The following is a 10926-nucleotide window of genomic DNA, read 5'->3' on the forward strand; positions in this document are numbered from 1 at the left end:
GGTTTAATTAAATAATTGGGAGGCTATTTTTCTAAAATTTCCTGAATTATCTTGTATCTGCGCTCTTGCGTCAATCCTTTATGGACACGCAGGAGCGTTTTTGTTTTTCCGAAAAATCCATCTAACGAGTTAGTAGTATTAGGAATTTTCAGTTCCGGATATTTTTGATATGTGAATAAAAACGGCGTATTTGTTTTTAAGCTTCGATAGGCGGAGCGCATTCTTCGGTGAGTATGATTCCAATGTTTTTCATCAGCTGCAAAAGTTTTTTCTTTTAAAAAATCTTTCCACCTTGTATACCATTCTTCCAGCAGTATTAAAAAATCTTTCTCAGTTAAAAATTTAAGCGCTAGCCCTATTGCTCGTAATTCTTTTCCAGCTTCAGTTTTCGGTCTTGACGTTAAATATCGCTTGAGAATAGCTGTTTGATGGAATTGGCACATCTGGGCAGGAATATCTGGAAATACCTCGCGTATGCCTCTTTTCCCGTCTAAAACAATGGCTTTTATCGTAAATCCTTTGTTTTCTAATTCAATCTTCGCTTGTCTGTAGATCTCTGGATTTTCTCGGGTAATTTCTTTGTAATATATGTTTCTTTTAAGCAGCGGGGATCTGAACACTAGCACCCCGTAACTTCTTCCAAAAAATGTTACATCCGCAATGAGCACTAACGGTTGCGGAGATACGTCGTGTTTTTCCAACACGTGTCCGTCCAGCTCTTTTTGGATAACCGGAACGCATTTTTTAAATGTTGCCGATAATTGATTAAGTGTTTGTTTCCCCCAAACATATTGATTCCATAAAACTTTTCTTTGTCTGCTAGGACGTTCTTTGCTTTGAAATTGCAATCCGCATTTTTGGCATTTGTATCTTTGCAATCCTCTTCGTTTCCCATTCTTTTTTACCCTGGACAGATTACATCTCGGACATTTTTTTTGAGTAACATATTCGTAGCATTGTAACTAATGGTTAATTTACCGCTTTAGTATGCCACAAATCGATAATTTTAGCCTCCCATATTTTTAATTAAGCCCTCATTGACAATTTTACTGGAGGATAGCTAGTTGGCAGCTGTTTTCAAAACTATCCTTGCGTTGCTATCCTCCTATCTTTTTGATTGACAGAAAACTATAAGGAGGATGAAAAAACTAACTTTGTGATGTTTTCTGCCAACCTTTGAAAATTCCGGGCGCTTGGAAACTACTGCACAGTTGTAATGAATACTAGGGTTCATTTGTTTTCAAGCGCTCATTAAAAATGCATTAAGTGTTGGGGACTAGGTTTCGGATGTCGCAAGACTACTTGATTGTTGTCCTCAACACTATTCATTAATAATGTCCTTCGGGACTAAAAATTCAATTTGGGGGTGTCAAATGCAGTATGGTATTGACTATGGGATGAAAAAGGCAGTGGTGGTCACGGAAAAAGGAAAGACTATCACACTCGATGATGTTAGTAAAAAAATCGAGTTTGTTAATTCTCTGAATCCTGAAGATGCAGTGTATCTGGAATTCGGAGCTGGCGCAGACAAGTTTGCACTGTCCTGCGTTCAGAAAGATATTTCAGTTTTTCGAATTCCGACTACTGTTTTTTCCAGCTGGCGAAACGGCAACGACAAGAAAGATGATGCCAAACTCATGCTTGAGTTAGCGCAGAACACACCGGAGTTATTCTATCCGGTTGCCGCCAAGGACGTTGATATTCTCAAAATCGGACTGATGCTACAGAAGTATTATGTAGTCCAGGACGATATCAGAAAACCGGCCGAGCAGAGACTTTTTCTTACAATGGCTGACGACCTTTTGGTTAGGGGAGAACCCGTCGCCGATCTCGAAAAAGCACTTCGAAAACAAATCGCCGAGCACCCAATGTTTTTGGGTGCCATTGAAGAGGAGAAAAAAATCTACAAGGAGATGGAAAAATTCATCAGAAAAGTTCCTCTTTATCAGGCGATATTTGAACCGATAAAAGGCGTCGGTCCCGTGATTGCCGGGAGAATTATGTATGGCATTCAGGACATTCGACGTTTTTCGACGCCAGCCAAGCTCAAGAATTATTCCGGTTACGGATTTTTTGAGGACGGCTCCGCACAAAGGAGAAAGAAGGGGGAAGTTTTTGCCTGCAACAAGTTTCTCAAACAGGGAGTTTTTCTTTTTACTAACCAAGTAAATAGAGGAACAAATCCTGAATGGAAAGAGCGACTCATTCAGCGCAAAGCCTTTGAGCGCTCGAAGTTCCCCGAAGTAGTCATCAAGGAAATTGGCGGAGAAAAAAAGAAATATTTTACCGACGGGCATATTCATCTTAAAGGATGCCGCTACATCGGCCAGAAGTTCTTAGAATACATCTGGCGAGAGTGGAGGAGGTTTGAAGGAATATAAAAGAAGAACTATCGTCATCATGTCTTCATAGACTATGGATGCTTTGTTCTTTCTTAAATAAGGTGGAAGACTAAAGTTCATATGTCCATTTGTGGATTATAAAGTAAATGTCTTCCAATAACGCGTTTTAAGGTAAAATCTTGAAGCGCGTTTTTTCTTGACACAAATTGAAATATTTCGTATCCTTAAAGCATAGTAAGTTAGTAGGTTATTAAATATGAAATTCTCTACCCGGGCTGGATATGGCCTCCGCGCGACGGTCAATCTGGCTAAAATCTATCCCCAGCAAAAAAGTCTCCAGGAAATCTCCAAGGAAGAGGGGATATCTTTGAAATATCTGGAACAGCTTTTCAGGGCTTTAAAAAAAAATAAAATAGTTACCAGCCAGAAGGGGAGAGAGGGCGGATATACGCTTTCTAAAAATCCAAAAAATATTAAAGTCGGAGAAATTATTGAAATTTTGGACGGACCAATTGTTCCAATGGAATGCGCCAGCGGAAAGTGCGACGCAAAATGCTCCTGCGCTTCCAGCATTGTCTGGACGAAACTGCAGACCCAAATAAAGAAAACATTATATTCCATAAAACTAAAAGATTTAATAAAATAAACTATTACGCTGTCATCTCGAGCGAAATGTCGCCGCGACATGCAGTCGAGAGATCTAATTAGATTCCTCGACTCTCCCGCTAAGCGGGATCGCTCGGAATGACATAAATATTTCATGAAAAAAATATACCTCGACAATGCTGCCACTACCCAAGTTGATCCGGAAGTTTTGAAAGCAATGCTTCCATATTTTTCGGAAAAATTCGGCAATCCGATGTCTATCCATGGCTTCGGACAAGAGGCACTGGAAGCAATAGACAAAGCTCGAAAACAAGCAGCCGATTTTCTGAACTCTGATCCGGAAGAAATAATTTTCACTTCCGGCGCGACGGAAAGCAATAATCTGGCAATCAAAGGGGTTATCAAAAAATATTTTTATTTTAATAAAGACACCAAGACAAAACCGCACATTGTCACCACTGTTTTCGAACATCACTGCGTTTTGGAAACAATAAAGTTTTTGGAAAAATCCGGACAAGCGGAAGTAACATATCTTCCAACCTACGAAGAGGGAATTGTGAGATTGGAAGATGTTAAAAATGCTCTGAAACCAAACACGATTTTAGTTTCCATAATGTATGTCAATAATGAAATCGGAACCGTTCAGCCGATTGCCGAAATCGGAGAACTGATAAGGAACCATAATTCTCAACTCTCAGATCTCAGATCTCAAATCTTATTTCATACCGATGCAACGCAAGCTGCAGGCTATTTTAATTGCGATGTAGAAAAATTAGGAGTAGACATGCTTTCACTTTCCGGACATAAAATTTACGGACCAAAAGGAATCGGCGCCTTGTATATCAAAAAGGGAACACCAATTGCAAAAATTCAGGATGGAGGAGAGCAAGAATTTGGAATGAGAGCCGGAACGCATAATGTTCCTGGTATAGTCGGCCTTGGCAAGGCCATTGAATTGTTAGAAACTAAAAGCCATAACCCACAAACTGCAAAATTAAGAGATTATTTTATCGATAAAGTTCTGAAAGAAATTCCGAATTCATATTTAAACGGATCAAAAGAAAAAAGATCTCCAAATAATATTAACTTCCGATTTGATAATGTGGAAGGGGAGAGTTTGGTGATGTCGCTCGACATGGAAGGTATCGCGACCTCGACTGGATCAGCTTGCTCTTCTGGAACACTCGAACCATCCCATGTGCTTTTAGCGCTCGGACTCAAACCTGAACAAGCCCACGGAAGCCTCAGATTAACGTTAGGTAAAGATACAACAAAAGAGGAAATTGATTATGCTTTTGATAAGCTGGCAGGAATAGTAAGCAAACTAAGGAAGATATCAGGAAGCGTGCTTAAAGATTTTAACTAATTAATTTTCAATGATCAATGATCAATTTACAATAAATTTTCAATTACTTAATTTTCAAAATTTTTAAAATTGAAAATTGAGTATTGATTGAAAACAAGTAAATTGAAAATTGAAAATTTTTATTTATATGCCTTATAGTAAAAAAGTAATCCAGCATTTTACCAAGCCTCATAATCAAGGCGTGATTAAAAATGCCGATGGAATTGGCACGGTCGGCAATCCGGTCTGCGGAGACATCATGAAGCTTTATATTAAAGTTGCCAAAAACAAAAAAGGAGAAGAAATTATCGAAGACATTAAATTTGAAACTCTGGGATGCGGAGCAGCCATTGCCACTTCATCAATGGTCACTGATTTAGCTAAAGGCAGAACTCTTGAAGAAGCGGAAAAAATTACCCGCCAAGATGTCGCGAATGAATTAGAAGGACTTCCGCCAACCAAAATGCATTGCTCAAACCTTGCAGCCGACGCACTTCGCAAAGCAATTGAAAATTATAAAAATAAAAAATAATATGTCAAAACTTCGAAAACTAAAAACCAACGATGAGAAAGGGTTACGGAAACTTTTAAAGCAGCTTACCGGCAAACCGATCAAGCTGAATATTAAATCCTTAATTAAGGATAGAGGCATCCATTGTATAATTTTGGAGCATGACGGCAGAGTAATCGGATTTGGGTCATTGATCTTACACCAAATTCCAACCAAGGGCTTTGTGGCCAGAATTGAAGATGTGGTTGTGCATGAAGAACATCGAGGCAAAGGCCACGGAAGAAAAATTACTGAAGAATTAATTATGATTGCTAAAAATAAAAAAATAAAAATAATAAATCTTACCAGCAATCCTAAGAGAGAAGAGGCGAGGAAATTATATGAATCTATGGGATTTGAGCTAATGGAAACAGGGGTGTTCAAATTAGAGCTTTAATAGATACAAGAAAACCGCTTATCAGGCAATATCCTTAAACAAGCGGTTTTCTCTATATCGAGAACGTCGCACATTATACCTTTTGCGACGTTATAAATATTCTATTTCCAAAATATCTAAAACTTTTAAGACTTCTATCCCAAGTTAAAATATAAATATATTGCGTTATGCAATATATTTATAATTCCCTATCTCCACACACGTTCTGCCTGCTTTTTCCCCCATGCTTAAAATAAAAAATAATAATAAATAATTTTTTTATTTTTAAATTGTTTTCATCCTCTCCTCCAGTGAAGACTCCCCTGCTAATTTTTTAAAAAAATAAAAAACACTTATAATTTTAGCGGGCAGTTTCTTTCTATCTGCTTTCTTTGCTACCAAAGGAAACAGAAGATAAAAAGTTATTTGTAAATGATCATCTGGTCAATCTTGGTTCCGCTTGAAGGGCTAAGCGATCCGACTAAAGCCTTTGAAGTGTCCAAATATAAATTTGCACCCCAGTAGGGATCGTGAACAACATATTTTCCGTTGGACATCTTAGTGTGAATGACGACGTAGTGCCCCCCGGAACCTTTGGTTTTTTTAATATAAACAATCACCGGATTTTTTTCCTTGAGTTCACTGTCAATTGTGCTCCAGTTTATATTCCCATGAGAATATCCTCCGCTAAGAGAAATTTCTCCTCCAAAAGAAGATGACGGCCAATTGATAAGATCGGAACTAAATATTTTTTTACGAGCAAGGGCTCCAGGAGTAATTGAATCATCGTGATAACTAAAAACCATTGCTACTGCCGTAACTGCGCAGCCATAACTTTTCATTTTGGTTTTCGTGTTTCCGATATTCTGATCTCCCCAGCGCGAATCTCTTTGTGAATAATACCAACTGGCTGAAGCAGATGCGGAAGAAGGGGGCTTTGAATACGAATCAGCCGAAAGGCCAGCACCCAGCTCATCGATATTTACAAGTTCCTGTTTCTGCTCTTCGACTCTCTCCAAGAGTTTTTCGTATTTTGCCTGCTCTCCCTCTGTCTGAAAAACAAGCGCTTCTTTTTGATCCCTCTTGTCGTTAAGCTCAGAACTCTTCTCCTGAAGCTCGTAAAACAAATCGGTCGCTTCTTTCTTTTTATCCTCTACTGATTTTTTTTCATTTTGAAGCCCGTCTCTAAGCGATTTTATATTTTTAAGTATTTCATTTGTTTTATCTTCTACTTGAACTAGCCTGTCATCCCTGGCCATAAAAGATGACAAATTTTTATTGCTAAGAAAAGCTGCAACTACATCTTGATCTTTATTTTCATAATAAACCTGTAAAAGATCTCCCAAAATCTTTCTTTGAAGCTCTATGGAAACTTCTGTTTCATTTATCTGATTTTCCAACTTATTAATTTTCATATTCAAATTTTCAATCTCTTTCTTCTTTAGTTCTGTCTCATTTTCCAGCTTATTTACCTCGGCTTCCAGAAGAGCTATTTGATTTTCTAAGGTGTCCTGTTGCTTTTGTTTGATATCGATTATTTGCTGATATATCTTGGCTTTTTCTTCAAGGTCTTTTATTTTTTGAGCCGTATCGCTAGCTGTGTCAGCCTTAATATATTTAAATGATATAAAAATTGACAAAAACAAAATTGACAACCCTAAAACGGTTATCTTTATTTTTCCATTAAATATATTTATATATTTTTTAATATTATTAGCTTATTATTTATGTCATTACGGGCTTGACCCGGAATCTACGCTAGTGAATTTACGGAAGTGTAGATTCCTGCTCCCCGATTTCTCGAGGACAAGTTTCGCAGGAATGACATAGGAAATTATTTAAATAATTCTAATCCTTTTTTAATTCTAGCTAGGCTCTCTTCCTTTCCTAAAACCCAAGCTACTTCAAATGGAGTCGGAGAAAACTTTTGTTCGGTCAAAATCCAACGAAGCGGAAAAAGTAAATCCCCTCTTTTCTCTCCTGCCTCTTTTAAAAGTTCTTCTTCTATCTTTTCTTTTTTCCACTCGGAAATATTTTCCAAAACCTTTAAAGATTTTTCGAGAAATATTTTTGTTTCTTCGTCAGTATTTTTCTTCCAGCGAATATCATCTTTGGAATAATTCAGATTATCATTAAAAAAGAATTGATTGCTCTCCCCCACCTCGGATAATTTTTGGAGCCTGTCTTGTTCGACTGTTAAAACTTTTTTCAGATATTCTTCAGTTTTTCTTTCCGGTTTTGCATTCACAAAAAAATCTTTTTGCTCAAAAAAATTCCGTGCTTTTTCGAATAGCTCATCAGCGGACATTTTTTTGATATATTGATTATCGATCCAATCCAATTTTTTAACGTCAAAAACCGCTCCCGCTTTATGTACTTTTTCCAGATTAAATTCTTCAATCAATTCTTCTAAAAGAAAAATTTCCCTGGTGCTACCCTGCCCCGGATTCCATCCCAAAAGCGCTACGAAATTAATTATCGCTTCTTTGAGATATCCATTTTTAATATAATCTTCCACGGCAACATCGCCCTGCCTTTTCGATAATTTCGATCTGTCAAGATTGAGGAGCAGCGGCAAATGGGCAAATCTTGGAATTTCCCAGCCAAAATTCTGATAGAGCTGAATATATTTCGGCGTACTGGAAACATATTCTTCTCCGCGAATGACATGAGAAATCTCCATTAAATGATCGTCGATAACATTGGCAAAATTATAGGTGGGATAGCCGTCAGATTTCATAAGTATCTGATCATCCAGAAGTTCGTTCTTAATGCTAACTTTTCCGCGAATAATGTCCTTGTATTCAGTAACGCCTTCTGTATTTATTTTCTGCCGGATGACATATTTTTCCCCATCAGCAATTTTCTTGTCAGCTTCTTCCTTCGAAAGCTTAAGGCAATAGCGATCATACATTGGCGCTTTTTTCTCAGCCGTTTGCTGATTTCTCATTTCTTCCAATCTTTTGGGAGTGCAAAAACATCGATAGGCTGTTCCATTTGCTATCAATTGCTCAACATATTTTTTATATAATCCCAATCTTTCCGATTGGATATATGGGCCAAAATCTCCTCTTTGGATTACCTTTCCATCTTCAACAAAAACTCCTTCATCATATTTGAACCCAGTCCAGTTGATAATATGAATTAATTTTTCCAAAGCGTCTTGAACATATCTTTTCTGGTCGGTGTCTTCGATGCGCAATATAAAATCGCCATTGTTTTGTTTGGCAAAAAGATATCCATACAAAGCGGTGCGAAAATTACCGACGTGCATATATCCCGTCGGCGACGGCGCAAATCTGACTCTGACTTTATTCATAAAATTTATTAAGCAATATTATTTTCCTCTTTTTCTTCTTTATCTTTTTTGATCAGTCTCCAGTGAAATAAATATATCGGCAAAGCAATGATCATCATCGTGAGTGCATTTACGACATTGTTTTGTCTTTCTTGGCTATAACACTCCCCTTCAGCGTTGTCCTTTTTCCACTGTTCATAGTCTTTTAATAAATTATCAAGCTGTATTTTTTGATCAGTCGTTGCTACCTCGGCTAAAGAATTTTTATCCAAAGCATAAACCGGTGGCTGTTGATTGCATCGACTGTATCCGCCTTTTTCCGCCTTGGGAAAAACATACGCCTTAAGGACGGTATTTAAAATTGTTCCCGTTCCAACAGCCACAAATATCAAACTGACTAGCGCCGCCACATACAAATAAATTGTTCGAATAAGCTTGGTTTTTGTTGTCATATTATTTTTTTATAAAAAATTATCTTTATTGGAAAAATTACTACTGCGTTGAAAATTCTGCCAATTCTTTTTGGCTGAAGTATCAATCGCCAAAGCCATTCAACACCAAAAAATTGCATCCATTTTGGCGCTCTTTTCAGCTTGCCAGTCATATAGTCAAAACTACCCCCTACTCCGACGGCTAGCTTAATATTAGCACATTTTAAGCTATTCAGGAATTTTTCTTGAAATGGCACGCCGAAGTTGCAGAAAACAATATCTGCGACTATGTCATTCCCGCGAAAGCGGGAATCTACACTTACATCAATTGACTGCGTAGATTCCTGGTCAAGCCAGGAATGACAGTTGATATTGGTACCATAAATCTCTAAGTCCGGATAAATTTTTAAAATAGCCTTTTTCGTTTCTTCCCAACCGCTTAACCCCCCGCTATTGGCTGCTAAATATATTCTCAACTTTTTTTCATTGGAGATTTTCAAAATTTCCATCATCAGATCAATTCCCATCATACGGCATTTTAATTTTTCTCCAAATCGCCAAAAAGTAAATCTTATCCCGATACTATCCGCGATATTCAAATCGCAATTATTTAAAATATTCTTGAATTCATTGTCTTTTTGCGCCTTCAAAATAAATTCCGGGTTTATAGTTGCAATCTGATAGAACTTATCTTCACTCAAAAAACAAGATATTTTATCTAATATCTCTTTTCTTTCCAAATTATCCACTTTTACTTCCAAAATTTTCATCGATTGATTAAATAGAAATTCACTACAGTATACTGTAATACTGTAGTATTGTTACTTTTTTTTAGCTGCTAAAATATTAGCTAACATAAAATGTAATGGGTATTTTTTTCTAACCCATTCCCTTGAAAATGGAACTTCTCCATATTTATCAAAATTGCTTAATTCTTTATATTTACTTTTGTATTTTTTAATTGCTTCTTTGTATCCTCCAAATCCATTGTTCAGCCACCTTTCTACCTGATTAATTGTTGTGAATCCTATCTTTAATTTTTTTCTTATTTCGTCCTGGGTAAATCCGTCTAAAAGCATTTTGGCTACCTGTATTCTCCTGGATATCATTACTACCTCGCTAAGAGTCAAAAGATCTTTGAAAAAATTTTTAATCTCTTCCCTATTCTTTAACACAGAAACCATAGAATAAAATTCTCCGAGATACTTTTTCTTTTCCTCCTCTGACAAAGCGTTATATTTGACTTTTCCTGGCATATTTTTGTATTTGTTATTTACTACAGTATACTGTAATACTGTAGTATTGAAAATCTTACTACATGAATAGTTTTTGATGCTTTTTACTTTAACTCACAAGATTCCAAAACCGTATACCGCGTTCTTCCTTTCTCAATTTTACTTTCGAAAACATCCACGCTTTCTACCGGAATGGAAATCTTGAAACTTTCCCCTATTTTTGGTTTTTCCGAAAGCGCTTTCCATTTGGCTTTGTCTATTTTGCCGAGAGTTATATGCGGTTTAAATTCCTTTCTTTCACTCACAAAAATATCCAAAGATTTTTCGATATCCGTTTGCAGTTTTCGAAGCTCTTCATTGGCGCCTCCAAAAAGCCAGATTATCTTCGGATTTTCCGGATCCGGACCAACTCCTATTCCTTCAAAATTAACATCAAAGCTCTCGAAGTTTTGAGCAGCTTCCTTAACCGCCAAACAAACTTCAGCTAAGCTCTCGTCATTAATAAATCCCAAAAACGACAAAGTCAGATGAAAATTATCAGGAAGCGACCACTTAATGGGAATTTCCTTCCATTTTTCAATTCTCTGATTTAAGCGTTTTTTGACATCATCCGGCAAACTAATGCCGATAAAAATTCTTCTTTGCATTAGCTGATTTTAATTAAATCACAAATTAGTGCTAAAATAAAGGAAACGGTCGATAAAACTTATACCCTAAATTTTAACGCTAATCTATGCCAACTA

12 protein-coding genes are annotated in these 10926 nt (G+C 36.8%); 5 read left to right on the plus strand and 7 right to left on the minus strand.

What is annotated here, in order from left to right; genetic code table 11:
• Nucleotides 1–23 precede the first annotated feature (23 nt).
• The gene (locus WC906_03870; GenBank protein MFA5777550.1) at nucleotides 24–878 is read right to left on the minus strand and encodes a hypothetical protein; all 855 of its coding nucleotides are present in this window, start codon (nucleotides 876–878) and stop codon (nucleotides 24–26) included.
• Between the two features lie 495 nt (nucleotides 879–1373).
• On the opposite strand from WC906_03870, the gene WC906_03875 reads away from it, so the two are divergent.
• From WC906_03875 to WC906_03895, 5 genes are all read left to right on the plus strand, one after another.
• On the plus strand, nucleotides 1374–2381 hold the full coding sequence (locus WC906_03875; GenBank protein ID MFA5777551.1) for a transposase: 1008 nt from the start codon (nucleotides 1374–1376) through the stop codon (nucleotides 2379–2381).
• 217 nt (nucleotides 2382–2598) lie between these two features.
• On the plus strand, nucleotides 2599–2988 hold the full coding sequence (locus WC906_03880; GenBank protein ID MFA5777552.1) for an Rrf2 family transcriptional regulator: 390 nt from the start codon (nucleotides 2599–2601) through the stop codon (nucleotides 2986–2988).
• Nucleotides 2989–3102: 114 nt separating this feature from the next.
• On the plus strand, nucleotides 3103–4314 hold the full coding sequence (locus WC906_03885) for a cysteine desulfurase family protein (protein MFA5777553.1): 1212 nt from the start codon (nucleotides 3103–3105) through the stop codon (nucleotides 4312–4314).
• 127 nt (nucleotides 4315–4441) lie between these two features.
• On the plus strand, nucleotides 4442–4825 hold the full coding sequence (gene nifU, locus WC906_03890; GenBank protein MFA5777554.1) for a Fe-S cluster assembly scaffold protein NifU: 384 nt from the start codon (nucleotides 4442–4444) through the stop codon (nucleotides 4823–4825).
• 1 nt (nucleotide 4826) lies between these two features.
• Complete coding sequence (locus tag WC906_03895; GenBank protein MFA5777555.1) at nucleotides 4827–5240, plus strand: GNAT family N-acetyltransferase; 414 nt, start codon at nucleotides 4827–4829, stop codon at nucleotides 5238–5240.
• A gap of 401 nt (nucleotides 5241–5641) precedes the next feature.
• Here the strand turns inward: WC906_03895 and WC906_03900 are convergent, their stop codons facing one another.
• From WC906_03900 to thpR, 6 genes are all read right to left on the minus strand, one after another.
• Nucleotides 5642–6859, minus strand: coding sequence for a C39 family peptidase (locus tag WC906_03900; protein ID MFA5777556.1), 1218 nt, complete (start codon nucleotides 6857–6859; stop codon nucleotides 5642–5644).
• A 194-nt stretch (nucleotides 6860–7053) separates the two neighbouring features.
• Nucleotides 7054–8538, minus strand: coding sequence for a glutamate--tRNA ligase (gltX, locus tag WC906_03905; GenBank protein ID MFA5777557.1), 1485 nt, complete (start codon nucleotides 8536–8538; stop codon nucleotides 7054–7056).
• Between the two features lie 8 nt (nucleotides 8539–8546).
• The gene (locus WC906_03910) at nucleotides 8547–8969 is read right to left on the minus strand and encodes a hypothetical protein (GenBank protein ID MFA5777558.1); all 423 of its coding nucleotides are present in this window, start codon (nucleotides 8967–8969) and stop codon (nucleotides 8547–8549) included.
• Nucleotides 8966–9718 (minus strand): WecB/TagA/CpsF family glycosyltransferase, encoded by a 753-nt coding sequence (locus WC906_03915; GenBank protein MFA5777559.1) that lies wholly within the window; start codon nucleotides 9716–9718, stop codon nucleotides 8966–8968. Before WC906_03915 ends, WC906_03910 begins: the two co-directional genes overlap by 4 nt.
• A gap of 51 nt (nucleotides 9719–9769) precedes the next feature.
• On the minus strand, nucleotides 9770–10204 hold the full coding sequence (locus WC906_03920) for a YerC/YecD family TrpR-related protein (protein ID MFA5777560.1): 435 nt from the start codon (nucleotides 10202–10204) through the stop codon (nucleotides 9770–9772).
• Between the two features lie 83 nt (nucleotides 10205–10287).
• The gene (gene thpR, locus WC906_03925; protein ID MFA5777561.1) at nucleotides 10288–10830 is read right to left on the minus strand and encodes an RNA 2',3'-cyclic phosphodiesterase; all 543 of its coding nucleotides are present in this window, start codon (nucleotides 10828–10830) and stop codon (nucleotides 10288–10290) included.
• Between the last annotated feature and the right edge of the window lie 96 nt (nucleotides 10831–10926).

The sequence above is a fragment of the Parcubacteria group bacterium genome (genome assembly GCA_041657845.1).
Lineage (GTDB): Bacteria > Patescibacteriota > Minisyncoccia > Moranbacterales > JAKLHP01 > JAKLHP01.

Bases quoted from the DNA above. Each gene is read 5' to 3' on its own strand.
- nifU (MFA5777554.1), top strand. From the start codon at position 4,442: ATGCCTTATAGTAAAAAAGTAATCCAGCATTTTACCAAGCCTCATAAT.
- gltX (MFA5777557.1), bottom strand. From the start codon at position 8,538: ATGAATAAAGTCAGAGTCAGATTTGCGCCGTCGCCGACGGGATATATG.
- thpR (MFA5777561.1), bottom strand. From the start codon at position 10,830: ATGCAAAGAAGAATTTTTATCGGCATTAGTTTGCCGGATGATGTCAAA.
- WC906_03920 (MFA5777560.1), bottom strand. From the start codon at position 10,204: ATGCCAGGAAAAGTCAAATATAACGCTTTGTCAGAGGAGGAAAAGAAA.
- WC906_03915 (MFA5777559.1), bottom strand. From the start codon at position 9,718: ATGAAAATTTTGGAAGTAAAAGTGGATAATTTGGAAAGAAAAGAGATA.
- WC906_03875 (MFA5777551.1), top strand. From the start codon at position 1,374: ATGCAGTATGGTATTGACTATGGGATGAAAAAGGCAGTGGTGGTCACG.
- WC906_03910 (MFA5777558.1), bottom strand. From the start codon at position 8,969: ATGACAACAAAAACCAAGCTTATTCGAACAATTTATTTGTATGTGGCG.
- WC906_03895 (MFA5777555.1), top strand. From the start codon at position 4,827: ATGTCAAAACTTCGAAAACTAAAAACCAACGATGAGAAAGGGTTACGG.
- WC906_03880 (MFA5777552.1), top strand. From the start codon at position 2,599: ATGAAATTCTCTACCCGGGCTGGATATGGCCTCCGCGCGACGGTCAAT.
- WC906_03885 (MFA5777553.1), top strand. From the start codon at position 3,103: ATGAAAAAAATATACCTCGACAATGCTGCCACTACCCAAGTTGATCCG.